This is a genomic window from Priestia megaterium, assembly GCF_046599315.1.
Lineage (GTDB): Bacteria > Bacillota > Bacilli > Bacillales > Bacillaceae_H > Priestia > Priestia megaterium_F.
Genome location: NZ_JBKIKC010000030.1, coordinates 17,610 through 43,964, shown reverse-complemented (window position 1 = coordinate 43,964; position 26,355 = coordinate 17,610). Strand labels below are relative to the sequence as shown.

Below are 26,355 nucleotides of genomic sequence, written 5' to 3'. Positions count from 1 at the left end.
ATAAATTTGCAGCAATACGAAGTGTAGTTTCATCCGGACGCATGTACCCCCATCGATCAATTTCCGCTTCTTCTTCGGCTTTCATCATGAGAGCTTTCATCGTTTCTAACGCAATAATAAGCTCAGTTGCTTTTTCTCGCACATGCGGATAGTCCGGAATGTTAATGATTTCAATCAGGATTGTACAATTCCTAGTACAAACTCAGTTTTGATAATGCGCCTTGAAGTTACTTGATGTAGAGCAAAAGCTGAGAAGGAACTAGAAGAAAGAAATGTATTTGACATGTCTACATTTTTATAAAAAAACACGCGGTTCCACGGTACTAATACACGACCAAAGACAACAATAGTATCCATTTCTTCAAACCTAGAACTTAATGGATAATCAAAAGTTGAATCTTTTCCTGCAAATGATTCTCTACAAATAAATTTAATTCCTTTTGTATTACTTGGAAAAGAAAAAGCAAATTCTTTTTCTTTTCCTTGAATGCCCGCTGAAGACAGTACGAGTAGCTCATCCGTCATTCCTCCCTGTGTAGCAAGCAGTTTCGCGCCTTGGATAATGATTCCCTTATTGTTTCTATCAACTATTTTTGCTGCTATCGGTTCTTTGTTTTGTTCGTAATAAAATTGGGTTCGATTGACTTGAGGATCAATGAATGTATGAGCGAGCGATAAGTCATGCTCTCTAACATATTCATAATAAGAAACGATGTTTTCAGGAAAACAATTTTCTTCTCCTCTTAGGAGTTCTGCAGAAGATGCAAAAGCCATCAATACGGTATTCATATAATCTGGACTTCTTCCCATCATACCGTGAGTTAATTGTGCCCATTTCTGAGTCATCTCTCGTCTCTTTTTTAACTCTTCTTTTGTTTTAGGCTGTAAATAGGATGTACCGACAAGTTCCTTAGAAGCCGGAGACCGGTATGTCATGATGTCTTTGATTTTTTCATTACGTTGAAGATTATAAAGCTTAGCTTGGCTGTTAATAACTCATTTAAAAGCCGGATGTTCTGATATATTTCCGGTTATGCGCTTGCCATCAACCCATACATTTGCTTTTAAATGATTGATTCTCTCTACGTATTGCTGACATACTCCCGCTCCTAGACTTTCGATAAATATTTTTATCTATTGTATTTTCATCATATTACAATGTCTTTTCCATGTTTCCTTCCTACATCACAGCTTTCAGCATAAAAAAAGAGACGGTTACTATAACCGTCTTTTTTTTATGGCTTATTTATATTGAATATCATTTCTCAAGGATTCAACTTTACTTAATGCTTGGTCAATATCACGCTCTTCAACATTAAAGTGAGCAAGTGCATCGTGAAGATGCTTAGCAATCGCATTAAAATGTTCGGGTTGAATATTCATATTTGCATGTGCTTTGGCCATTGACTTTCCTGAATATTGATTCGGTCCACCTAAGGCAAAACTTATAAACTTGGCTTGATGTCGACGCTGTTTATCCATATCCGTGTGCTCGAAAAAGTGACTGACCGTTTCATCTTTTAACACGAGCTCAGAATAAAAATAGTCTACTACTTTTTCAATAGCTTCTTGTCCGCCCACTTTTTCATACAATGTTTGTTCCAAAACAATTCCTCCTTTTGTACTTTTACCCATTATTACCCAATAGAAGTGTCCATATTCTTTAAAAAGCTTCTTTACGGAAATTCGTGTTATTATTATATTTTATTCCTCTTCCTCATAAAGAATAAGATGTAAAGGGAGTGAATGCAATATAAAGGAATTGTAGAGGTTGGATTTAATATCTATCATTCCTGGGCTTTAGGCATAACTACACTTTGATAAGCGCTCATCTAATACACGTAAGTACAAGCTGGTACGCCTTTTACTCCTACTCGGCATGAAAAAAGAGAGCCGGCAGCTTCTTCGTATTTTTCTTCTTCCTTGGCTGTTGTGATAAATAGTGTTTGTAAATCGTCTCCTCCAAATGTACAGCTAGTTACATTGGAAACAGGGAGGTGAACAGACTCTATAATTTCTCCTTTATTTGGATCTACGCAAATAACTTTCGAACCTCCCCAAAGAGCTACCCATAATCGGTCGTGCTCATCAATTGTCATTCCATCGGGAAAACCGTCCACATCTGAAAGGTCAATCACCACTTCTTCATCTTCGAGCCTTGTTGTTTCTTTAGAAAATGAGTAAGACATAATTTTATTTTTCGGTGAATCAATGAGAAAGAATTTATCTCCTGTTCGATTCCAAGCTAGCCCATTCGACACGCTTAATCCTTCTTTGGCGCTTGTAATTACACCTTTTTCATCTACTACGTACAGCTGGGCTTTTCCTTCTTCACCTTCTTCACTCATCGTGCCAACCCAAAAGCGATTATACGGATCACATTTTCCGTCATTAAAACGCATAGTTTTTTCAAGAGTATCTAAATGGATATATTCTTCGTGATCTTTCTCGTTTTCATCAACTAAAAGCAGCTGATTATGGGTGGAGACAATCAGTTTCGAATGATTAGTTTTAGAAACGCTTGTAACGACTGAAGGAAGAGCAATATCTTCTAATGTTGTCGTTTTTGGATCGTACGTAAGAAGCTTTTTATCTAAGATGTCTACTAGCACTAACTTTTGATTTTCTTCATCCCATAGGGGTCCTTCAAGTAAACGTCCATCGTATTTTTTTTCAATTTTCGCTTCCATTTTCAAACTCCTTTTTCGTTTTTATGTACAGCCATTTTTTATCATTGCTTTCTAAAAAAGGATTTCTTTAAGCAACTAAAAAACAAGGAATATATTTCCTTTTTATGAATACCCGTTGTATGACCATTTCTAAACACTAGGTTCTCAGAGGATCATTTCATAAAAAAAGCAGCACGCTGTGTATTGATATGCTCCCAATTAAGTAGACAGAGTAAATAAAAAATCTGTTTGCTTAATTGGGGGCTTTTTTATGAGAAGAAAAACTTATTCTGCACAAGAAAAATACGAGATAATCGTGGCATATGAAAAGCGAAGTGTCTCCTCACGAGAATTTTGTAGTAAATATGATTTGTATAGAGCGACAATTAATAGATGGATTTATCTCTATCGAACATATGGATTAGAAGGACTTCAGACTTCAAGTGAATGGAAAAGATACTCTATAGAGATAAAAACGGCGGCTACCCTTGATTATCTTTCAGGGAAGTATTCTCAATCAGAAATAATCCGTAAATATGAAATATCTCACCGTTCAGTATTAATGAAGTGGACCAAGAATTATAATGGCCATAGAGCATTTAAAAACGTGGGGAAAGGTATGAGAAAATCTATGGCAAAAGGACGGTCCACTACTCTAGAAGAAAGAGTGGTAATAGCGAAACATTGTTTAGAGAATGGAAAGAATTATCTACAGACTGCAGAAGATTTTAATGTTTCGTATCAACAGGTATATCAGTGGGTGAAAAAATTCGAGATAGGTGGCAAAGGTGGGCTCTTCGATAAACGTGGAAAAAAAAGAAGAGAATCGGAACTTACATCAGAAGAAAAACATCAAAAAGAAATAAAACAATTGGAAATGGAAAACGAGCGCTTACGCGCTGAAAATGCCTTTTTAAAAAAGTTAGAAGAAATCGAAAGGAGGAGATTTTAAGAAAAGTCCATTCAATAGACGTCTATATGTCCATCCAAGAACTTCACCAGAACGAAAAATATCCTATTTTACTATTATGCCAAATAGCGAAAGTGTCACGTTCCGCCTATTACAAGTGGCTGAAACGCACTCCATCTACCAACGAGAAGTTGAATGAAGAAATAGTGGAAGAAGTGAAACAGCTACATGAGGAACTAGGAGGAATTTATGGATATCGGCGGATGACATTGAAAATAAATCGAAGATTTAAGCAACCAATTAATCACAAACGTGTTTACTGATTAATGAAATTATTTGGTATTCAGTCTGTCATTCGACGTAAACGAACAAGATATAAACCAAGTTCACCTAAGCATATTACAGAGAATGTACTGAATCGGGAATTCCATGCCAAGAAACCAAACGAAAAGTGGTTAACAGATGTAACAGAACTTAGCTATGGAAGATCTGAGAAGGCTTATTTAAGTGCGATATTAGACTTATATGATGGCTCTATTGTGAGCTACGTCTTAGGTACTTCCAACAATAACCCTTTAGTTTTTAAAACGTTTGAACAAGCGTTGAAGAGAGAGCCAGGAGCTACTCCCCTATTGCATAGTGATAGAGGATATCAATATACTTCTCCTTACTTTAAAAAGAAGTTAGAAGAAGCAAAAGTAGTACAGAGTATGTCTAGAGTGGGCAGGTGTATTGATAACGGGCCAATGGAATCTTTTTGGGGGACATTGAAGTGTGAAAAATACTATTTAAAGAAGTATAAAACCTATGAAGAACTTGAGAAAGAAATTAAGGAATACATATATTTTTATAACAATGAGCGATTACAAAAACGATTAAACGGCCTTAGCCCCTTAGAATACAGAGCTGAAGCCGTTTAGAAATTTTTATTTATTTCCACTGTCTATTTGACAGGGGGCAGTTCATATAGCGTGCTGCTTTTTTATTATAAAGTTACGTGTTCTTTTTCTAGCTCTTTAACACGTGCTGCAAATTCTTCTTCTGTTAAACCATGTTCTTTTACATAGCGGTTACGAGGGCTTACTCGGCATTCATGTGAACAAGCGCGTAAATATTTGTGTTCATTTTCTTCAGAAGCTAAGATTTTCTTATTGCATTCTGGGTTTGCGCAGTTAACATAGCGTTCACAAGGCTCGCCGGTAAAGTGGTCTTTTCCGACAATCACATGCTCTTTTTGGTTAACTGGCACGCTGATGCGCTCATCAAATACATAGCACTGACCGTCCCATAGTTCACCCTGTACTTCCGGGTCTTTTCCGTATGTTACAATACCTCCGTGAAGCTGGCTTACATCTTCGAAACCTTCTTCAAGAAGCCATCCAGAGAATTTTTCACAGCGAATACCTCCTGTGCAGTACGTTAAGATTTTTTTATCTTCAAACTGATCTTTGTTGTTGCGAATCCATTCAGGAAGCTCACGGAAGTTTTGAATATCCGGACGAACAGCTCCTCGGAAATGACCTAAATCGTATTCATAATCGTTTCGTGCATCAATCACGACCGTATTCTCATCTTGCATTGCTTGATAAAATTCTTTTGGGCTTAAGTAGTTACCCGTTACGCGAAGAGGATTCACATCTTCTTCTAATCGAAGAGTTACTAATTCTTTGCGGTGACGCACATGCATTTTTTTAAACGCATGTTCATCTGCTTCGTCTATTTTAAATACAATACCATCAAAACGAGGATCATTTTTCATCGTTTCCATGTATTTATTTGTGTGTTCGACTGTTCCTGATACTGTTCCATTGATTCCTTCAGTCGCAATTAAAATGCGTCCTTTTAATTCAAGCTCTTTACAAAATGCCAAATGCTGAGTTGTAAACTCTTCAGGATTTTCAATTGGAGTGTACAAATAATATAGTAGTACTTGATATGGTTTTCTTTCAGTCATGTTGCTTCTTCCACCTATCTGTTTATATTTGCAAGATATAATGCATGTAGGTCGGTTATGGTGAACCGAATTGATGGTAACAATTCATTACTTAAAGGGACATTACGACAAAAACAACATCCTTTTTACCAGGATGCTTCTATCTAAAAAGTAGTATAGTGAATGATTGTTTCAAAAACATACAGTATTTAAGCCTGTAATAGTATAACATATCAAAGCGTTCACTTCTAGGATTTGTTCTTCAATAAAAATTTTATTGTAGAGATACGTTCTACACGAGCTTTCTCACGCATACATGATGGGATATGAATCTTTTAGATTGGGGGCGGAAATGATGCCTTTTTATACAGTAAAAGACGGTGCAACTTTATACTATGAACAACAAGGAGAAGGATCACCTATTATTTTCATTCACGGAGTTTGGATGAGCAGTCGGTTTTTTCACAACCAGCTTTCTTTTTTTTCGAAGCAATATCACACTATTCTTTTGGATGTAAGAGGACATGGAAATTCAAGTCATACTCCATACGGTCACACAATTTCTACTTATGCTCGTGATGTGCATGAGTTTATAAGCACTCATCGATTAAGAGACGTCATATTAGTAGGCTGGTCGATGGGTGCTTTTGTTGTGTGGGAATATTTGAAACAATTTGGTGAAAAAAATGTAAAAGGTAATGTCATCGTAGATGAAATGGCTTCAGACTTTAGATGGCCAGACTTTCCAATTGGTGCATTTGATTTACCTGCGCTTATTTCGCTCATGCAAGGTATTCAACTTGATCGAACAAGTACATTAGAAAATTTTATTCCGCTTATGTTTAAAAGTGAATTAACTGAAGAAGATAAACATTGGATCATGAAAGAAGTGACGAAAATGCCCGAATCGATAGCCAGTGCTATTTTGTTTGATCAATCCATTGTGGACTATCGTGATTTTCTCCCTTCTATTACAATTCCTACTTTACTGTGCTTTGGAAAAGAAGAAAAGCTCATTCCTGTAGCAGCCGGAAGACATATTCAAAAGATGGTTTCAGGTTCAGTACTTGAAGTTTTTGAAAACAGCTGCCACTGCCCTTTTCTAGAAGAAAGCGACCGATTTAACAAAGTTGTAAGCGACTTTATCGAGCATATCTAATTTAAAAACTTAAAGAAGCAGCGTCTTGCCTCCGCTGCTTCTTTGAATGAAACCATCTGTGTATCACTATACTTAAGGTAATAAAATCTCGCGTCCGTCATAGGCAAAGCTTACTTTTTCATCTAAAAGCATGTTAGCGTGCTGTGGGATATCAATATCATGTGATAAATGAGTAAATACCATATTTTTTGCCTGTAGCTTCGCTTTGATCTCCAGTGCCTCTGTAACATCATATACAGATCTTTTTTCTTGTTGAAGATATTCCTTCCAGAAAGATGTACCAAATATCAGTAAATCCAAATGATAAAAAGGCTGCCACTGTTCTTTTGTTACATTAAAAGAATCCGATACATACGCCCAGCGTTCGCCTTTTTTTTGATGAACCACAATGCCATAGGAATAACCATTAAATCCGTGATTTACTTTATGAAAGGTAATGGCGGTTTCGCCGCTAATCCATTTTAATGTTCCTTTAAAAGTAAGCCCTTTTCTTTTTGCAAGATAAGGAAATCTTTCGGTTAACTCATTGATGACTTCAGGCGCTCCTACAACTTCTGTATTTATATTATTCCAGTAGCATAAGTCAGCTAAATCCCCTAAACCAGCAACATGATCATTGTGAGGATGAGTAATAAAGACAGTAGGAGGGATTTTTTTATTATTGTATAAATGAAATTGATGCTTAAAATCAGGTGATACATCAATCAAAAACATGTTACCGTCCATTGTAAATTGTGCACTAGGTCTTGTGCGCTGATTTAATGGATCTTTTTCCGTGCATACTTTACAGTTACATAATAATCGAGGGACCCCTTGGGCATCGCTCGTCCCGTAAAATAAAAGCTTGTTCATTACTCTGCTTCCTCCTTTTACTTCTATAGCTCTATCTATTTAATTGAAGATATTCCCTATGTTTCTCTGCATCTTTCTATTTTATTAACTATTTTTTATTTTTCTTTTTAACCTAAACTGTGCTTTTATGTAAAACAGCCAGTCTTTTTAACGACTGGCTTTGCGGTACTCACTATAAAATCACTCTTTTGTGCTTTTTCTATTGCTTTCTTTCTTCGTCTTTTTCAACTATATGTTTAAGAATAGATAATTTATTTGTCCAAAATTGTTCGTAGTAAGAAAGCCAATCTTTTACTTCTTTTAGAGGCTCTGGCTGCAAATAATAAACTTTTTCTCTTCCTTTTTTTTGTCCATGAACTAAGTCTGCTTCTGAAAGTATATGAAGATGCTTGACAATAGCGGTACGACTTATTGAAAAATGAGACGTTATTTCCGAAATAGGCAATTCTTTTTCAGAAAGCAGCTCAAGTACTTTTCTTCGAGTAGGATCAGCAATCGCTTGAAAGATATCATGCTTAGCAGCTGATGAAGTCATTTAGCTTTCGACAGCCTTTCGAAGTTTTTCATTCACGAGACTAATCCATCCGTAGCTCATTTTATCTCGTACCACTGAACTCTTTTCGTTTGCTTTTTCAAGAACTGCTCCCGCTTCTTTCCACCCGCCGTGAATAAGCGTAAATTCAGTTTGATTGCCCATTTCTTTTAAGATAAACGAAATGACCCATCCATCCGTATCCCAAGAGAAAGAAAGGTAGTTTGGTGCATCTACTTCTAACACTTTACACGGAGAGGGTCCAAAAGGGGATTGTAAATGAAATTCATGTCCTACCTGAGGCTTAAAATCATTAGGCATGAACCATTGTTGAAGCCCTTCTGCCGTTGCTACTTTATCCCAAACTTTTTGAATCGGCGCATTAAACACTAGCGTCTGTTTTACATCTTCTAATACACTTTTATCATCCATCGTTATCTTCATTCTCCTTTTTTAAAAATAACACCAAAAGGTTTCATAAAAAATTATATAACACCTTTTGGTGTTATGTCAATTTGTTTTAGGGATGAAATTGTTCAATATATCCCTGTTTTTTGATAAAGACATTTGTTATGACTTTAAATGAAGATCGTAAAGTATAAAATCTATAGTCCTTATTCCAAAAGCGCATTTTGTTATATTTTAAATATATCTTTTAAAGGATGCTTCGCCCGCTTTGTGCCAATGCATAATGAATGCCATGCTGCAGTGTTTGAAAACAATCATATTTTGATAAATCAATATGGGTCTTTGATATAACTAAGCCTAAATCAGCAGAAATTCCCACTAAAATTGTTTTCGTACCAATTAAAGACGCTGATGCACCTAATTTTTCAATAAGACTTGCCGTATATTCAGTAAGTTCTTTATCCAATCCGGTTAAATCCAGCACAAGATAATTAGCTTGATGTTTTGGGAGGTTATTTAATGTATTAACAATCAAATCTTCCGTTCTATCCTCATCGTATTTACCAATCAAAGGAACGACCACTATGCCTTCCAAAACCGGAATGATGGGAGAAGAAAGCTTTTTAATAAGATCTTTTAATTCTGCTGTTTTTTCTGCCACAATGTTTTGTAAATGTTCTATTTGCTGTGCTTCTTTCCTCCTCGCTAATTGGTGAATATTTTGAGTGATATCAATGTCTGAAGGGAAATATTCTACTGTGGTGCATTCATGTCCTTCTATTTGGTGTTGAATCACTTTGTACCAAATATTCGTTCCAAAAAGGCCTGTGAAAATTCCCGCATAATGGGCGGGGAGAAAATTCCCTCCTTTTGTTTTCTTTTGCGCAACGTTAATTTTATGTTCCCAACTGTCTTTTAATTCAGCAGATAGGGTTTTCCTTTCAGGATTCAAATGTTTGATAGTGGTTTTTCCCCATCCAGCTGAAGCATATGTATTTTTAATTAATTCAGCCGCCTCAAAAACCGTTACACCTTTCATATTTTGAAAGTACTCGCCTACTACTAACCCTTGGCGAAACCCAGTAGTTTCTAATACTACAGAAGCCGCATCTTCTCCAGATATTTCTTCAATTGTGTCAAACAACGTTTTCATCGCAGAAGAAATCCAAAAAAGGATCGCATCCTCTCCTTCAAAGCTAAATTTTCCTTTTTCTAAATCCCAAGCAAAGCTAAGACCACCTATATCAATATTCTTTTTCTCATCCATGATGGAATCTCCTTTTTATAAAGTTCTTATCTTCTTTATATTCTATCTTATGTTGAAGAAGCTAGTAATAAAAATTGTTGCATATTTTCTATGGCTTGTCTAATTATTGCCCATATTTTCAATTAATAAAAAATCAAACTTAATGCCTGTGGAATCTTGAATTCGCCAATCTTTTATTCCTTTTAAACATGTATAATAAAAAGGAATAAAAGCAATTTGTAATATAACATCACATTACGTTATAATATAATTATATTTAAAAAAACATTGAAGAAAGAGGGGAAAAGATGAAGTTAAATACTCATAGCTCTACACCTTTATATATGCAGTTAAAACAGGCCATTACGGAAGATATTAATAAAGGCGTTTATACTCCGGGTGAAAAACTTCCAATTGAAACGGATTTATGTGATATATACGGAGTTAGTAGAATTACGGTAAGAAAAGCGGTATTGGATTTGGTGGAAGAAGGGCTTCTGACACGTCAACAAGGAAAAGGAACCTTTGTTCAATATCCAAAAGCAAAAAGAGAGCTATTTGCCGTTAACGGTCACACAGAGTATATGTCGGAATTGGGAAAAGTGCCTCAGACTAAAATTTTATCTTTTGGTATAAAACCTGCAAAAGCTCATGTGGCAAAAATGTTATCAATTCCTCCAGAAAGCGAAGTCCTTGAACTGCAGCGTATCTTGTATTATGACGACCAGCCTCTTACCTTAGAAATTTCTCACTACTCCTTAGATTTGTTACCACACTTAGATCAGCACGTCCATAATTCGGTTTCAATGTACGATACTATAAAAAATAAGTACAATATTACTCCGGTTCATAATAAGAAATTATTGAACATGGTATTTGCAAATGTGGATGAAGCAAAACATTTAGAATGTGAAGTCGGAGAGCCCTTGTTTAAAGTAGAGAAAGTAGCATATGATTCACAAAAAAGACCGATTCATTCATCTTTTCTACACTACCCTGCCAGTCGCGTTACGTTCACTATGGACAGTTCTACTTCTTAAATAAAAATAGCGCCTTTGCTCTAAAAAAGAAAGGGCGCTATTTTTATTATTTTATTCATTTTAAAACCATTGTACAGTCTGTGTGGTATTCTTTTCCGTATCCGAATGCTCCGTAATTTTGACAAGTTTGTGATGCCACTAATGCCCCGTTATGAAGAGCTTTGGCTATATCTTTTTCTGGTAAATAAGAAGAAAGAAAACCAGCAATGAAAGAATCTCCAGCACCCAACGTATCCACGACGTTTGTAGAAATTATGGGTTGTTTAAATAATTGATTTTCCAGTGATAATAATGCTCCCTCTTCTCCTCTCGTAACACATACGACACTGGTTCCTAACAAATGGACTCGCTTTATTAAATCCATACACTCTTCTTCTAGCAAGCTGCTTCCTGAGAAAAATGCATAGCTGATATGAGGGCATACTTGTTGTAAATATTCCTCGTCATATCTCGTAGAAAAATCAAATGAAACATCAATGATTTTACATAGCAATGGAAGTTCGGCTTCTAAATGACTAAAAACGCTTGTATGAAGGAGATCGTGCTGACGAATAAAGGTGAAATCAAGTTCATTCAGCATTAATTTTAATCTAGATTGGATTCCACCTTTATTCGACCCTACAAAAATTCGATCTCCTTGTTCATCAAGGGTGACAACCGCCATTCCATTTTCTCCTACGGCTCTTCTTATTCTGCTAATATCCATCTTTTCTTGCTGTAGAGTATTTACTACATGGTCTGCCGATTCGTCAGTCCCTACAATCCCCATATAGGAAGACTGACTATGGTTCAATCTATTACAAAATACGGCTACATTTAATGCGTTACCGCCTGGATAGATCTTTCCTTGATCTTTATAGTAATCTACTACATTATCCCCTACTCCAATTAGTTTCATCTACGTGTCCTCCTATTATTTAACACTTCCGTTAGCAATGCCACGGATAAAATATTTTTGCATAAATAAAAACAATATAACAATTGGTGCTGCTGAGATGGTCAGTCCAGCTAGTAATACTCCCCAATCTGTCTGCAAAGCGTCTCTGAATTGCATTAATCCTGCTGGGATTGTGCGCAAACTGTCGTCGTCAATAAAAATAATGGCAAACATAAATTCATTCCATGTATAGTAAGCTGTCAAAATTGTCGTTGTTAATAAAATCGGTGTGCTCATCGGAATAAAAATCCGAAATAAAATTCCTAAGCTTGTACACCCGTCTAACCGAGCTGCTTCCTCTAATTCTTTTGGAACCGAAAGAAAATAAGCTCGAATTAACAAAATGGTTAAAGGAATTCGATAAGCAACATAAGGCAGAATCAGTGCCAAGTGTGTATTATAGATGCCAAGTTTTTGAATAATGCTATACAAGGGAATTAAACTTACTTGAGGAGAAAGCATAAGCCCTCCCAGACATATAATAAGGACAAAAGCTTTTCCTTGAAACTCAAAACGTGATAGTCCATAAGCTCCTAACGCACTGACCAGAACCGTCAAAAAACAAGAGACGCCCGTGACGATCACACTGTTTAAAAAGTAAGAAGATATTCCGCTTTTCCACGCTGTCACGTAATTTTCAATTAGCCAAGCGTGCGGCATAGACCAGCTGTGAGTAAAGATTTCATCCGTGCTTTTAAAAGAACTTACAATCATCCAAAGTAAGGGATACGCAATGACGATGAAATAGGCGATTAACCCGACATATACTATCGTTACACCTGTATACCTCTTCTTTTTTCTTTCTTTAGTGGCTGTATTGACAACATTAGGTAAGGTGACATTTGTTTTAGGCATCTGCATCAAGCGTCTTCCTTTCCTGTTTTAAATGCTTTCATCTGGACAAGAGAAATCAGCAGCGTAATAATTAAAATGACAGTAGCAATTGAAGAAGCGTAGCCCATCATATCTTTTGAAAAGGCTGTTTTATATAAATACGTACTTAGCACTTCAGATGATGTTCCTGGTCCGCCTCCAGTTAAAATATAAGGTTCATTAAATACTGTAAAAGCACCAGTGAGTGTTAAAATAACAGCCACAAATGTCATTTCTTTTGTTTGCGGCACAGTAATATGAAAGAACATTTTAAATTTATTAGCGCCGTCTATTTCAGCTGCTTCGTACAATTCAGGCGAGATTTTCTGAATTGCTACAATATATAGCATCGCAATATAGCCGATAGATTGCCACTGAGATACAGCAATAACTGCATAAATAGCCGTATCACTATCGCCTAGCCAAGGTTTTGCTAATGAGTTTAATCCAATCATTTTAAGAACCTGATTTAAAAGCCCTACTTCAGGGTTGTAAAAAAAAGTAAACAGTAAGGCGATAACGGTCATCGAAACGACCACAGGTAAAAAGTAAACTGTTCGGAAAAAAGGAGAAAATTTCCGAATAAGTTTATCTTCTAAAACGGCAGCCACAATCAGACCGCCACCCACTTGAAAAATAATTGAAATGACCGCATAAAGAATGTTATTTTTGAGTGCCTGATAAAAGACAGGGTCTTTAAATAAGTGCACATAATTATCTATTCCTACAAAAACCTTGTCTGGTGAAAAAGTGCTCCACTCATAAAGACTATCCCAAATATTCTGAAAAATAGGGATGTACACAAGTAGCAAAAAAGCAAATGCAGGAAGGAGATATAAATAAGGGGTTAGCTTATTGCTTTTTAACATCGCTTTTTCACTTCCTTACTTTTTAGATTCAGCACGAACGCTCGCTGCAGCTTTTTGTACATCTTTCATTACTTCTTTAGGTGTTTTATCACCATTTAGCATAAGCTGAGCGCCTGTCAAATAAGTATCTGCAATTCGAGCATCGATGGCCATATCAAACCATGGAGCCATCTCTTTGGCTTTTAAAATATTATCTACTGCTTCTAATTGTTCCGGTGTTGAATTACTATTGTTAGCTGTATCATTCACTGCACTGTATTTCCCTACCTCTTTAACCAGCTTTTCACCCATTTGTTTTGACGTTAAAAATTCAAGAAATTCCATTGCTTCTTTTGGATGCTTTGTTTTAGAAGAAATCATAAATCCTTCAGGGGATCCAGTTAAATTAGTAGCATTTCCTTTTCCATCGTCCACTTTAGGAAAATTAAACATGCCAATCTTAAATTTAGTTGGACCAAAAAGCTTAATTTCAGCGGTTTCAGCATAAAGCATAGCTGCTTTTCCATTTGAGAATTGTTGTCTTGCATATTCGTGATCAATTGAATTTGTATTTTTATTAAAGTAAGGAACTAATTCTTCTAATTTTTCTAGCGCTTTTACATAGCCTTTATCCGTGAACGTCCCAGTTTTTGAATTATAGTCTTTTGAAAGGACTTCAGGCTTTACTATGCGCTGATTTAAGGTTCCTACGTAGTGAGAAATGGTCCACGTATCCTGACTTCCAAATTCTAAAGCTGTATAATGCTTCTTTTTTAATACGCTTAAAACGTTTAGTAGCTCGCTCCAATTTGTGGGTGCTTTTAACCCTAATTTATCGAAGATATCTTTGTTGTAAAAAAACATTTTTCCATCCATTGTAACAGGAACACCGTAAATTTTATTATTAACGGTATAGGGTTTAATTTGAGATTGAACAAGCTGGGAAGACCACGCTGAATCTTTTTTGTAATAAGAGGTTAAGTCTAAAGCTTTATTTCCTCTGACAAATTGTCTAGCAAATTCATCGCTCCAAGAAAAGAACACATCTGGAGGGGTATTAGTACCTGTCATTACTTTAATTTTGTCTTTATACGAATCGTTTAAGACTGCTTCTGTTTTAATATCAATATCAGGGTGCTGTTTTTCAAATTCTTTTACAACTTCTTCAAAGTAGCTTTTTTCAGGTTCTTTTGGCCATCTGTGAAAGAATGTTAATGTTGTCTTTCCTGTGTCTGAGTTTGAAGACGTTTGTTTTCCAGCACACCCTCCAAGCATTAAAGAACAACTTAAAAGTGAGGCTAAGATTAAATTTGTCTTTTTCATATAGAAACCCCCTTATTGTAAGTGCTTACATATATAAGTTATACTATAATGTTATGAAACATTATAGTATAACTCGTAAGGAAAATATACAGATTTCTATCTTTACTAGAAGATTATTAATATTCTACTTTCCACATATAGCGTCTTTTACTTAAAGGGTGATTGCGTGCTTCCGCTAATTCTTCAGCATACTGACGCAGTACACGGTTTAGTACAAGAGGAGCAATATACCCTTGCACATCTTTATCAATTCCTTCGAAATCATATGCTTTAGCATCTAGGACAGTTAATTTCTTGCCGTATCGTTTAGAGAATGATAAGGCGCGTTCTTCTAAAGGTCTTGTTTCATCTAGTCCGACTAGTATGATAAACGGTACGTTTTCATCAATAATTTCGAATGGACCATGGAAATACTCTCCAGCGTGAATAGCATGAGAATGAATCCACTGCATTTCCATCAAGATACAAATGCTGAATGAATATGCTGCTCCGTAGTTTGAACCACTGGCCATTGTGTAGATAACCGGCTCAGATTTATGTGATTCAGCAAATTTTCTCGCACTGCTCACTTCGTATTCAAGAGCTTTTTCATAAACAGCTTGTAAATTTTCTAAGCTGGTAACTAGCTTTGCAAATTTATCATTTTTTTCTGCTACGTATAAGAGGCCAAATACAAGCTGATATAAAACGCCTAAGTTTGTTTCAAAAGCATCGATATCATTGCCCCATTCATACTTAATAAAAATATCTGCGCTGTGCGCTAAAGGTGAAGTAGGTTCATTTGTTAGGGCTACAGCATAAGCGCCTTTGCTTTTAGCGAACTTAGCTGCTTCTGTAGTCTCAGGAGTTGTTCCTGACATGGAACATAAAATAACTAAGGAGTCTTTTCCTAGCTGCTGCGGATTACGGTGGATAAATTCGTTCGAGCTATACAAATCGGATGTAATCTGTTGAGCTTCTCGATCTAATACATACTTAGCTGGATACATGATCGCAGAAGATCCTCCACATGCGACGAAAAACACATTACGAATTTGCTTGCTTTTTAATTCGTTTAATACAGCTTGCACATCACTTTTTACATTCACTACTGTTTTGCTCATTTTCCCCACTCCTTAAATAAAATATGATATACAACATTATGTAATGTTATATATTGTTATATTAAACTGCAAAAGTTAACTAGTCAATACATTTGTCAGAATATTTTACGTTTTTTATTTATCTTTATTTTACAAAAATGCATTCTTCGGTTTCTTTATCAAAGAAATATACCTGAGTTATGTCTAAGGAAAAAGTACATTGATCCCCTGCTTCAAATTTATGTGAAAGAGGTACTCGAGCTACAAACGGTTGATTTTCTAAACTAGCATATAAAATTGTTTCAGCACCCAATACTTCTATTACATCTAATAAGGTAGTAAAGCAGACCTCCCTTTCTGATTCCTCTTTACTAGAAGCTTCATTGTATACAATATGTTCAGGTCGAACTCCCATTATGACTTCTTTCTTATTGTATCCTTTGGAATGTAAAGAGTGTATTAAAAAATCAGGAAGCTTTATTTTAATGCTTCCTATTATAAAATGAGTGTCTTGAAGACACCCCTTGAAGAAATTCATTGCAGGCGATCCAATAAAACTGCCTACAAATATATTCTTAGGGTGTTTATAAATATCTTGAGGAGTTCCAATTTGTTGAATAATTCCGTCTTTCATTACTACTAGACGAGTAGCCATCGTCATAGCTTCTACTTGATCATGCGTCACATAAATTGTCGTTGTTTGCAACCTTTGATGGAGCTTAATAATCTCAGCACGCATCTGCACTCGCAGTTTTGCATCTAAATTAGATAATGGTTCATCCATTAAGAAAATTTTCGCCTCCCTAACAATGGCACGACCTAAAGCAACTCGCTGACGCTGTCCTCCAGATAAAGCTTTTGGCTTTCTATCTAAATATGTTTCTAGACCTACTATTTTAGCTGCTTCATTTACACGTCTATCAATTTCATCTCTTTTTATTTTTCTTAACTTTAAACCAAATGCCATATTTTCTCGAACAGTCATATGAGGGTAAAGAGCATAGTTTTGGAAGACCATAGCAATATCACGATCTTTCGGGGCTACTTCGTTCATATGCTCTCCATCAATGTAGAAGTCACCTTCTGAAATTGTTTCTAGACCTGCAATCATTCGCAGTGTAGTTGATTTACCACAGCCAGATGGTCCGACAAATACAACGAATTCTTTATCTCCAACCTGAAGATTAAAGTCATTTACGGCGATATTTTTTTTATCATATATTTTATATATTTTGTCCAAATGTAACATTGTCATCAAGCATCAGCTCCTTATATTCAATTTTCTAGAAATGCAGTACGGCAAGTTACAAGTTACTTTGTTCTTGATTCTTTCCTCCTTTTTGTTTAAATTGTTAACCTGATACATTAAAGTAACTTAATGATTATACTAATCGAATCTAGTTATGCAGAAAATGAATATGTAAAGTTTGCTAACACAAAATATACAAGTAACCGTTCACTTCTCAAAAAATAAAAACCTTCTCTACAAAACAAGAAGGTTTCACATCATAATCTCCATAGAGACTGCCTTTACCTTACTTCTGAAGATTTTATTACATATCTTCTTTGCCCTGACAGCTCGGACATTCATAAACATGCACAAAATAAAGTCCAACATGGTGAAATCGTTTCCCTAAGCAGTCTGGACATGTTCCTGCTTCGCGCATTTGTTCCCGTCGTTTTTCTCGCTGATTAGCTAAAAAATTTACAAATTTCATTAAAAAGACCTCCGCATGTTTTTGATTATAGGTTTTCCTAGTAGGAAGCCTTTTATTCGACTCGGCATATTTATCACAGCGCCTGCCTGAGTTTACTTTTAAATCATGCTCAAGCTTTCCAATAGCACAAAAAAGGATAGATAGAGCAGTCCTATGACGCTCATCTATCCTTCATTTTTATTCTATCTAATGCTTAACGTTATATAGGAAGTGTATTACTATTCATTTTCCTATCAAACATCTGATCTTTGATGAAATATGGCATATAAAAGTTATTCTTTTACTTTGTATTCTACTTCTTTTTCTTTTTTACGAAGAAACGGCCACCAGTTTCCTTCTCCAAGCGTCACGACAATCGCTGGCATAAGAAGTGGAAGAATGACAAGTCCATAAAATAAAAGACCAATGATAACAACTGTTGCTACATGTACAAGTGTTAATACACCTGATGGCATCATAGCCCCAAACGTTCCAGCTAGGATAATAGCAGCAGTAATAATAACCGATCCCATCTTACTCATGGACGTAACCATTCCTTCTGCTACGCCGCTTTTCACTTCTTCGTTAAAACGGTCTAATAAGAAAATAGAGTAGTCAATTCCCAAGGCAACTAAAATAACAAAACTAAAGAACGGCACTGCCCAGCTAATTCCGTCATTACCCATTATATCCACGAATACAAGCTCTGAGATCCCCATTGCTGTATAATACGTAAGCAGCAGTGAAGCAATCATGTATACTGGCATTATCATTGAACGGAATAAAATGGTTAAAACAATAAACAGCCCAATCATCATAATGACCATCGTTCGTGAAAGATCCGTTGTAGATAAATCCTTTAAATCCGCATTCGAGCTCGATACCCCTCCGTACACAATTTCTGTATGTTCAAACGGCGTATCAACGACTTCGTTTGCCACTGCTTTTTCAATATTTTTTACTGTTGAAATGGCTTCTTCAGAATATGGATTTTGATCAAGCACTACACTTAGCTTAACTCCTTTTCCATCTGCAAAGGAATAGTTATCAATAGATTGTTTAAATCCTTTATCTTTCATCACTTCTGCTGGAAGATAAATACCCGTATCTCTAACTGTTGAACTGTCACTCATATTATCAAGTATATCTGTTGCTTTTGTTAAGCCATCTGAGATTTTCGTTAGCCCATCATTCGCGCTGTTAACACCTTTTGCTAATTGATTGAGACTGTCTGATAGGGTTCCTACTTGACCTTGCTGAGCTGAAAGATTCTCATTTGCTTGTTGGAGACCGCTCTGAATGGTAGTAAGCTGTTTACTGATTGCAGCAAGCTGAGGAACCGCTTGTTGCGCATTTCCTGTTGTAGAGAGCTGAGAGCTGATGAGCTGCAGCTGTTGATTAATTTGAGCTAATCCGTCTGCTGCAGGTGCAAGCGACCCGCTAGATTCTTCTTTAGAAGCAGAACCCGTTTGCTCAGCTATTTGATTTAGCCCTTTTTCAACATCACTTAATCCTTTTTGTACATTTCCGATTCCTTTAACAGCCTCTTTGATTCCAGCTGATACAGAACCTATCTGTGAATTAACATATAAATCACTAATCTTTTCTCCGGTAGGCTGTGTGATGGTCATGACGGAGTCCACGTGATCAACTTTTTCAATTGCTTTGCTTATATTTCCTAAATAAGGAATAACATCTGCCTTTGTTAACTCTTTATCTCCTCTAATGATAACATTGACAGGAAGCGCTTTTCCTTCTCCTAGTGCGTCACTGATGGCGTTTAGTCCTTTTATAGATTTATAATCACTGCTGATTTCAGCAGTAGAATCAAACGACACTTTTGAGTCATACGTCACAATAAAAGGCACCGTAATAATTGCTGTAATGACTAAGAATACAAACGGTCGCGCCACTGCCTTTTTCCCTAAAAACCCCCACAGCTTGTTGTCGCTATGAGAAGCCACTTTTTTAGACGGCCAAAATAATTTTTCTCCAAGCGTAACCATAAAAAGTGGAAGCAAGGTAAATAAAATGACTAGCAGTACACCTACTCCTACTGCTACGCCGACAGCCGATTGGAAAATGGCAAACTTGGCAAATCCGATGGCTGCAAAACCAATAAATACAGCAATTCCACTGATGAATAGCGTTCTTCCTGCTGTACGATAAGCTATGATTGTGGCTTTCACTTTATCATGCCCGTTAGCCAATTCTTCACGGAAACGGTTAAGTAAAAGAATGCAGTAATCCGTACCAATCCCAAATAAAATAGCTACTAAGAACGTTTGCGTAAACGTTGAGATTGGAAAATCTACATTTTTAACTAAAATACCTAATAACGATTGACTAATTAAGTATGTGATTCCCACAATTAAAATAGGAATAAACGGCGTCACTACAGAACGGAAAACGAGTAAAAGCAAACCTAAAATTAAAAAGATTGTAATAAACTCGGTTTTCTTTAACCCTTCTTCTGAACTATGTGCAAAATCTTGATTAATAAGAGATGCACCTGTTACGTATGCAGTGACGTCTTTTGGCACACTGTCATAAATCTGATTCGCTATTTTTTCAACTTTTTCATCTGATCCACTGACAGTAACCGGAACTAAAACAGTTTTTTTGTCTTTAGACATTAATTGTTTACGAACATCTTGATCATCTGTTAAAGGAGTTGTGACATCTTTTACCCCTTTAATTTTTTCGGTCTTATTAATGATTTGCTGTATTTGTTTCTCCCTATCTGCATTTAGTGCTTTATCTAATTTGATGACCATGCTGATAGTGTTACTGTCTCCTCCAGCGTCTTTTAAAATTTGGCTGGCCCTAGATGAAACTGCATCGTCCGGAAGCTGTGATTGCCCTTTTTCACTTGCGAGTTTTGTTAAATTTGGTGCCGTTAGCATCAATATAACCGTTAAAGCTAAAATAAAGGCAGCAATCACCCATTTAAATTTCACGATAAATTTCATTCTTTGCTTTCCCCTTTTGTATTTAACTTTTCTTTTGCCATTGTAAGAATTTCAATAAATGTATCTATTTTTTCTTCTTCTACATCATCAAACAAATTCTCAATGATACCAAAACAGGCAGCATTCCCGTCATTTATTACCTTTTCTCCTTCTGCCGTAATCTTAATAAGCTTAGAACGTTTATCGCTCTCTAGTTCGTTAGTGTCCCACTCTACAAGCCCTTTCTCCAATAGTTTTTTGATTCGATTTGAAATGGCACTTTTATGAACGCCTTGTAAGACAGCGAGACTGCCAGGTGAGGACGGACCCTTGATCATTAAGCTATTTAGCAAATCAAACTGCTGCCTTGAGACATGTTCGAAGAGGTTATGGCTTATCTCTCTATGAATCACTTCTGTTCCTACAAACAGAACTTCTTCAAAAAGTTCTACAGCTTGATATAACTTGCTTTTCGTCAATTATTTTCCCTCCTTTACTCATTTAGTTTACAGGTATAAACTATTTAACTTTAAAAATAGTTTATAGGACTAAACTTTATTCTGTCAATAAATTTATGTCTGACTGTCTTCATATATGATAAAGATAAATGGAATTTTAAAAGATACCGCTTACATCGGCTTTTTTGGTTGTCAAAGCTCAATCACTTAAGTATTATTAGTAATTGACTTCTTTTTGAGAAGATATAAACTTTATACACAGAAAGGGTGACTACACATGAATACAATGCATGCTAATGAGCAGGTCAGTAAGAAAGATTCCTTTCCAATTGCTCTCATCTCGTTAACTCTTGGAGCTTTTGCTATTGGAATGACGGAATTCGTTATTATGGGGATACTGCCTAACGTTGCAGAAGACCTTCATGTTAGCATTTCGACTGCTGGTCAGCTAATTACAAGCTATGCTTTAGGAGTAGCAATCGGCGCACCAATTTTAACTGTTTTTACTCACCGACTTCCTCAAAAGCTTCTGCTTTGTTTACTCATGCTTTTATTTATTCTCGGAAATGCGATTGCTATTATTGCACCTAACTATGGAATTTTGATGGGAGCTCGTTTAGTTACGGCACTATGTCACGGTACTTTCTTTGGAGTGGGTGCTGTTATTGCTTCACGGCTCATGCAGCCGCACAAACGTGCAAGTGCTGTCGCAACGATGATGGCAGGTTTAACTATTGCAAATATCATCGGCGTTCCTGTAGGAACATTCATTGGTCAACACCTAGGTTGGAGAGCTTCATTTGGGGCTATTACAATCATGGGGATTATTGCATTTATTGGTATTATTCTGTTTATCCCAAAGCTTGGTCAAGACAAATTAACGGGTCTAAAACAGCAGTTTGCTGCTTTTACCCAACCAAAACTTCTTGTAATGCTTCTTTTAAGCGCAATAGGATGCGGTAGTTTATTTACTGTTTTTACGTACATTACACCGCTTCTTGAAGACGTTACAGGAGTAAGTGAACATAGTGTTACATGGATACTTGTATTATACGGATGCGGCGTTACACTTGGAAACGTTGTTGGAGGCAAGCTTGCAGACTGGAAGTTAATGCCTTCAGTTGTAGGTATATTTGCTTTTCTTTGCATTGTGCTGACTATTTTTACGTTTACTGTTAAAAGCCCAACAGCAGCGATTATCACGCTGTTTTTCTGGGGAGCAGCTGCATTTGCTGTAATGCCTGGTATTCAAGTGAAAATTATGAATTTAGCACAAGAAGCACCTGCTTTAGCTTCTACTTCAAACCACTCATTTGCTAACTTAGGAAATGCTTTTGGCGCCTTTTTCGGAGGCGTAATCATAAACCTTATGGGACTTACTTCACTTCCTTGGATCGGCGCCATTTTTGTAGGAACTGCTTTTATTATCAGTACTTGTCTCTTTATTGTGGAAACACGCAAAAAACATATGGAACAATCATCCTAACTGTCTAACAACTGAACAAAAAAAGAGCCTTTCTTTGATGAAAGGCTCTTTTTTGTTTCTAACTCGCTTTTTTCATTTCTTTACTTGTTAATCGACTGTGTTTACGAGAGTAACCTATATACACAACTATACCAAGGACAATCCATATGCTAAAATATAGCCATGTTGTTTTAGGAAGGTTAATCATTAAAAATAAACAAGATACTACAGATAAAATTGGCAAAACCGGCACAAACGGCATTGTAAATCCGCGTTTTAAAGTTGGATGCGTTTTACGTAAGATGATAATACTGACGCCCACCATGCCAAAAGTTAAAAGAGCTCCGATATTTGCTAAATTCGCAAGTTCTTTCAGATCAATAAATCCTGAAATTAACGCCCCGATAACGCCTACTAGCCAAGTAGAAAGAGTCGGAACTCCCGTTTTCTTATTTGTTTTGGCAAATGCTTTTGGCAGCAAGCCGTCGCGGCTCATCGAGAATAAAATGCGCGTTGCTGCATAAATGTAGGCGAAAATAACAGCCATAATTCCAATGACAGCTCCTGCAGCAATAACTCCTGCCACTGCATTTTGTCCTACTGAATGGAGAACATAAGCCATTGCTTCTGGAACGTTCAGTTCCTTGTAAGAAACAACTCCAGTCATAACAAGGCATACTGCTACATAAATAATCGTGCAGATCACGAGTGAACTAATAATTCCAATTGGCAAATTGCGCTGCGGGTTCTTTACTTCTTCTGCCGATGTAGATAGAGCATCAAAGCCTAAGAAAGCAAAAAATACGGCCGCTCCCCCTGTCACAACACCTTCAATTCCATAAGGCATAAAAGGAGTCCAATTAGACGGCTTCACATAAAAAGCCCCTACAATAATAAAAAGAAGGATAATAAATAATTTAACAAGCACCATAAAGTTATTCACTTTTTTACTTTCTTTTGTTCCTCTTGAAAGCAGCCATGTAATAAGAAGTGTAATACAAATAGCAGGAAGGTTCACTAGACCTCCATTTGCAGGGATCGTAATCAATTCTTTTGGCAGTGAAAAACCAAAGCCTTCTAAAAAATTGTTAAAATAAGAAGACCATCCATTTGCTACTGCTGACATTGTTAATAAATAGACGGAAAGCAACGTCCATCCCATTAAGTGTGCTACCACTTCTCCAATTGTTGCATATGTATAGGTGTAAACGCTGCCAGATACAGGTATAGTTGAAGCAAATTCCGCATAGCACAGCGCAGCAAAACCGCATACAATAGAAGCCAGTATAAAAGAAAAAATAACGGCTGGTCCAGCATCGTTAGCAGCCACCAAGCCTGTTAACACTAAAACCCCCGTTCCTATTACGGCTCCAATACCAAGAAGAGTCAAATCGAATGCTCCTAATGTTTTGACTAGAGATTTGTTTTGACTTTGTTCTAATAATTGCTCGATTGACTTCTTTTTAAATAGTTTTCCCATTGCACTCTCTCCTCTCTGTTGCCACTCACCCATTAAAAAACCTGAAAATGACGTCTTTTCCCATTTGGCTACCCATTTCTACTTTAGATACGGAAGTAATTATATAGAAATAGTTACTAACTTGTCTATTAGTATACTAATATCATTATATATATTTCAAGAGTTTTTGTAAGCGATTTCTTAATATTGTTATATTTTAGATTTATAAACTAAATAAAGCAGTTATCATTGTACTTATACATAATAAGTTTGAATAAAAATAATATTCTAAAAAATAAAATTATAGTTTTTCAGATAACTTTTTTACCAACTATCTCCAGATATAAACTCCTGACGTACGTATTATTTAAGGAACTATGAATGTTTTACCTTACCGGGTGTTATAATGAGGAAAAATGAAGTGTATGAAGGGCGGAAAGAGATGCTTAATTTACTTATTGGCTGTATTTTGTTAGCTTTGGGAGTGTACTTTATGTTTAAATTTCTTTTTTATTCTCCTTCTAAAAAGAAGCGAGATCAGCAAAAGATGAGCAAATTACCTAATGAGAATTCAGCTTCATCCAGCACAAACGATTCGAATGGCATAAGATAAATTTTTTTATAAAATACCGGCGTTTGTCTAAGGCAAAAGTTATACCGCTGATATATATTATCTTATACCCTTCTAGTTCAATATTCCCTTCATTTTGGTGTAAGACAAGATGAAGGGAATCACTATCCGACTTAAAAAATCGGATTTTTCTATTTAGTAAGGTGAATAGTTTCAATAAACTCCGTTTGAATTCATTTCTTTACTTAAGTGTATAGCTGCATCTTCAACACTTATTGTTCCAATATTTTTCTTTCCGTGCTTTCGCATGGCAAGCAATTCATTTTCCACTTCTTTATCTCCTATCACGGCCATATAAGGAACTTTCATCATTTCTGCTTCTCGAATTTTCAGACCTATTTTTTCAATGCGCTCATCCACCTCAACACGATACCCTTGTGACTCCAGCTCTTGTTTCACCTTATATGCATATTCCACATGCGGCGGTGCAATAGGCAATAGCTTGAGTTGAACAGGAGCTAACCAAAGAGGGAATTGACCTTCGTAATGTTCAATCAAGATAGCCATAAATCGTTCAACGGATCCGTATATAGCGCGGTGAATCATTACAGGGCGGTGCGGTTTGTTGTCTTCTCCAATATACATACAGTCAAACTTCTCTGGCATTAAGAAATCAAGCTGAACTGTTCCACACTGCCAGCTGCGACCTAAGGAATCTAAAATATGAAAATCGATTTTCGGCCCGTAAAAAGCCCCGTCTCCTTCATTTACCTGGTAGTCTAAGCCTTTTTCAATTAACACAGATTGAAGAGACTCTTCTGCTTGGTTCCATGTTTCAATATCCCCCATAAATTTTTCAGGACGTGTGGATAGCTCCACTTTGTAGTCGAAGCCAAAATGTGAATAAAAGTCATGGATAAACGCTAGAATGCGGCTAATCTCAGCTTCTATCTGACTAAGTTCTACGAATAAATGCGCGTCGTCCTGTGTGAATGACCGAACTCTCAGCAATCCGTTTAAAGAGCCTGAAAGCTCATGACGATGAACTAATCCAAGCTCTGCGTATCGAATCGGAAGTTCTCGGTAGCTTCTTCTCTTGCTGTTAAACAATAAAATAGCTCCGGGACAATTCATCGGTTTAATTGCATAGTTTTGTTTGTCAACATTTGAAAAATACATATTCTCATGGTAGTGCTCCCAGTGCCCTGATTGTTCCCAGAGCTCCTGTTTCATCATGAGGGGTGTCTTTATTTCTTGATAGCCTGCTTTGTAATGCTTTTGTTTCCAGTAGTTTTCTAACTCATTTCGAACAATCATTCCATTAGGTAAAAAAAACGGCATTCCAGGAGCTTCTTCCATCGACATAAACAGCTCCAGTTCTTGACCTAATTTTTGGTGATTTCGTTTTTCTGCTTCCATTTGTTTTGACATGTTCATTCCTCCAATATGTTTTTATTCAACAAAAAAACCGCACCCATCCCTAAAGAAGGGACGAATGCGGCCGTGGTACCACCCTAATTCCGTAAAATACCCATACGTATTTTACGCTTAAAAAGATAACGGTTTTACCGGTCGCGGTTTCAGTGTATACACATTCCCCGCTGCAGCTCCAAGGTGGTAAATTCATTTCGTTTTCTAAGGGTTCTCAGCCAGTGACCCTACTCTCTGTAAAGAAAATTCAAAAATGATTCATGTCCTTTTCATTGCTTGTATATTCATTTTTCCTACATAAAAAACCGCACCCATCCCTAAAAAAGGGACGAATGCGGCCGTGGTACCACCCTAATTCCGTAAAATACCCATACGTATTTTACGCTCAAAAAAGATAACGGTTTTACCGATTGCAGTTTCAGTTATGTACGTTCCCTGCAATAGCTCTAAGGTGGTAAACTAGATGATTTCTTAAGGGCTCTCAGCCAGTGGCCCTATTCTCTGCGAAGAA

Annotated in this window: 23 protein-coding genes, 1 pseudogene and 1 other annotated feature (1 of these 25 cut by a window edge); of the genes and pseudogenes, 4 read left to right on the top strand and 20 right to left on the bottom strand. The window is 36.5% G+C overall.

Annotation, left to right across the window (positions count from 1 at the left end; all coding sequences use genetic code 11):
* From ACLHDF_RS32605 to ACLHDF_RS32590, 4 genes are all read right to left on the bottom strand, one after another.
* Window positions 1-142: 4-hydroxyphenylacetate 3-hydroxylase C-terminal domain-containing protein (locus tag ACLHDF_RS32605; protein WP_413922431.1), on the bottom strand; the 142-nt coding region annotated here is incomplete at its 3' end.
* A 32-nt stretch (window positions 143-174) separates the two neighbouring features.
* The gene (locus tag ACLHDF_RS32600) at window positions 175-936 is read right to left on the bottom strand and encodes a 4-hydroxyphenylacetate 3-hydroxylase N-terminal domain-containing protein (protein WP_413922430.1); all 762 of its coding nucleotides are present in this window, start codon (window positions 934-936) and stop codon (window positions 175-177) included.
* 306 nt (window positions 937-1,242) lie between these two features.
* On the bottom strand, window positions 1,243-1,605 hold the full coding sequence (locus tag ACLHDF_RS32595; RefSeq protein WP_268575822.1) for a group I truncated hemoglobin: 363 nt from the start codon (window positions 1,603-1,605) through the stop codon (window positions 1,243-1,245).
* Window positions 1,606-1,832: 227 nt separating this feature from the next.
* Complete coding sequence (locus ACLHDF_RS32590) at window positions 1,833-2,690, bottom strand: SMP-30/gluconolactonase/LRE family protein (RefSeq protein ID WP_413922429.1); 858 nt, start codon at window positions 2,688-2,690, stop codon at window positions 1,833-1,835.
* Between the two features lie 250 nt (window positions 2,691-2,940).
* On the opposite strand from ACLHDF_RS32590, the pseudogene ACLHDF_RS32585 reads away from it, so the two are divergent.
* Window positions 2,941-4,499: pseudogene (locus ACLHDF_RS32585) on the top strand (IS3 family transposase).
* Window positions 4,500-4,564: 65 nt separating this feature from the next.
* On the opposite strand, the gene ACLHDF_RS32580 reads toward ACLHDF_RS32585, so the two are convergent.
* Window positions 4,565-5,533: a rhodanese-related sulfurtransferase gene (locus tag ACLHDF_RS32580; protein ID WP_413922428.1), complete on the bottom strand. Its 969-nt coding sequence runs from the start codon at window positions 5,531-5,533 to the stop codon at window positions 4,565-4,567.
* 334 nt (window positions 5,534-5,867) lie between these two features.
* On the opposite strand from ACLHDF_RS32580, the gene ACLHDF_RS32575 reads away from it, so the two are divergent.
* Entirely contained in the window at window positions 5,868-6,671 is an 804-nt protein-coding gene (locus ACLHDF_RS32575) for an alpha/beta fold hydrolase (RefSeq protein ID WP_413922427.1), read from the top strand.
* A 72-nt stretch (window positions 6,672-6,743) separates the two neighbouring features.
* Here the strand turns inward: ACLHDF_RS32575 and ACLHDF_RS32570 are convergent, their stop codons facing one another.
* From ACLHDF_RS32570 to ACLHDF_RS32555, 4 genes are all read right to left on the bottom strand, one after another.
* Window positions 6,744-7,523, bottom strand: a complete 780-nt coding sequence (locus ACLHDF_RS32570; RefSeq protein ID WP_413922426.1) for an MBL fold metallo-hydrolase — start codon at window positions 7,521-7,523, stop codon at window positions 6,744-6,746.
* A gap of 199 nt (window positions 7,524-7,722) precedes the next feature.
* Complete coding sequence (locus ACLHDF_RS32565) at window positions 7,723-8,058, bottom strand: ArsR/SmtB family transcription factor (RefSeq protein ID WP_413922425.1); 336 nt, start codon at window positions 8,056-8,058, stop codon at window positions 7,723-7,725.
* Window positions 8,059-8,487 carry an SRPBCC family protein gene (locus tag ACLHDF_RS32560; protein ID WP_413922424.1) on the bottom strand — a complete coding sequence of 143 codons (429 nt, stop codon included), beginning with the start codon at window positions 8,485-8,487 and terminating at the stop codon, window positions 8,059-8,061.
* Window positions 8,488-8,710: 223 nt separating this feature from the next.
* A complete protein-coding gene (locus ACLHDF_RS32555) occupies window positions 8,711-9,730 on the bottom strand; it encodes an STAS domain-containing protein (RefSeq protein ID WP_413922423.1) in 1,020 nt (339 codons plus the stop codon).
* 287 nt (window positions 9,731-10,017) lie between these two features.
* Between ACLHDF_RS32555 and ACLHDF_RS32550 the strand changes: the two genes are divergently transcribed.
* Window positions 10,018-10,749, top strand: coding sequence for a GntR family transcriptional regulator (locus ACLHDF_RS32550; RefSeq protein WP_413922422.1), 732 nt, complete (start codon window positions 10,018-10,020; stop codon window positions 10,747-10,749).
* Window positions 10,750-10,804: 55 nt separating this feature from the next.
* Here ACLHDF_RS32550 and ACLHDF_RS32545 read toward each other — a convergent pair whose 3' ends face one another.
* From ACLHDF_RS32545 to ACLHDF_RS32505, 9 genes are all read right to left on the bottom strand, one after another.
* Complete coding sequence (locus ACLHDF_RS32545) at window positions 10,805-11,647, bottom strand: PfkB family carbohydrate kinase (RefSeq protein ID WP_413922421.1); 843 nt, start codon at window positions 11,645-11,647, stop codon at window positions 10,805-10,807.
* Between the two features lie 15 nt (window positions 11,648-11,662).
* A complete protein-coding gene (locus tag ACLHDF_RS32540; protein ID WP_413922420.1) occupies window positions 11,663-12,547 on the bottom strand; it encodes a carbohydrate ABC transporter permease in 885 nt (294 codons plus the stop codon).
* Window positions 12,547-13,428, bottom strand: coding sequence for a carbohydrate ABC transporter permease (locus ACLHDF_RS32535; RefSeq protein WP_413922419.1), 882 nt, complete (start codon window positions 13,426-13,428; stop codon window positions 12,547-12,549). Before ACLHDF_RS32535 ends, ACLHDF_RS32540 begins: the two co-directional genes overlap by 1 nt.
* Window positions 13,429-13,443: 15 nt before the next feature.
* Window positions 13,444-14,730 (bottom strand): ABC transporter substrate-binding protein, encoded by a 1,287-nt coding sequence (locus tag ACLHDF_RS32530; RefSeq protein ID WP_413922418.1) that lies wholly within the window; start codon window positions 14,728-14,730, stop codon window positions 13,444-13,446.
* A gap of 116 nt (window positions 14,731-14,846) precedes the next feature.
* Window positions 14,847-15,833 carry an SIS domain-containing protein gene (locus ACLHDF_RS32525; RefSeq protein WP_413922417.1) on the bottom strand — a complete coding sequence of 329 codons (987 nt, stop codon included), beginning with the start codon at window positions 15,831-15,833 and terminating at the stop codon, window positions 14,847-14,849.
* A gap of 124 nt (window positions 15,834-15,957) precedes the next feature.
* Window positions 15,958-17,067: an ABC transporter ATP-binding protein gene (locus ACLHDF_RS32520; protein ID WP_413922416.1), complete on the bottom strand. Its 1,110-nt coding sequence runs from the start codon at window positions 17,065-17,067 to the stop codon at window positions 15,958-15,960.
* Window positions 17,068-17,365: 298 nt separating this feature from the next.
* On the bottom strand, window positions 17,366-17,530 hold the full coding sequence (locus ACLHDF_RS32515) for a hypothetical protein (RefSeq protein ID WP_413922415.1): 165 nt from the start codon (window positions 17,528-17,530) through the stop codon (window positions 17,366-17,368).
* Window positions 17,531-17,802: 272 nt separating this feature from the next.
* Window positions 17,803-20,481 carry an MMPL family transporter gene (locus ACLHDF_RS32510; RefSeq protein WP_413922414.1) on the bottom strand — a complete coding sequence of 893 codons (2,679 nt, stop codon included), beginning with the start codon at window positions 20,479-20,481 and terminating at the stop codon, window positions 17,803-17,805.
* Entirely contained in the window at window positions 20,478-20,939 is a 462-nt protein-coding gene (locus tag ACLHDF_RS32505; RefSeq protein ID WP_251394058.1) for a MarR family winged helix-turn-helix transcriptional regulator, read from the bottom strand. The genes ACLHDF_RS32510 and ACLHDF_RS32505 overlap by 4 nt, the downstream gene beginning before the upstream one ends.
* 256 nt (window positions 20,940-21,195) lie before the next feature.
* On the opposite strand from ACLHDF_RS32505, the gene ACLHDF_RS32500 reads away from it, so the two are divergent.
* Window positions 21,196-22,404 (top strand): MFS transporter, encoded by a 1,209-nt coding sequence (locus tag ACLHDF_RS32500; protein WP_413922413.1) that lies wholly within the window; start codon window positions 21,196-21,198, stop codon window positions 22,402-22,404.
* A 58-nt stretch (window positions 22,405-22,462) separates the two neighbouring features.
* Here the strand turns inward: ACLHDF_RS32500 and ACLHDF_RS32495 are convergent, their stop codons facing one another.
* On the bottom strand, window positions 22,463-23,863 hold the full coding sequence (locus tag ACLHDF_RS32495; RefSeq protein ID WP_413922412.1) for an amino acid permease: 1,401 nt from the start codon (window positions 23,861-23,863) through the stop codon (window positions 22,463-22,465).
* Window positions 23,864-24,626: 763 nt separating this feature from the next.
* On the bottom strand, window positions 24,627-25,844 hold the full coding sequence (gene thrS, locus ACLHDF_RS32490; RefSeq protein ID WP_413922411.1) for a threonine--tRNA ligase: 1,218 nt from the start codon (window positions 25,842-25,844) through the stop codon (window positions 24,627-24,629).
* A gap of 321 nt (window positions 25,845-26,165) precedes the next feature.
* Window positions 26,166-26,355 (bottom strand) — a binding site (T-box leader); it runs 37 nt beyond the window's last position.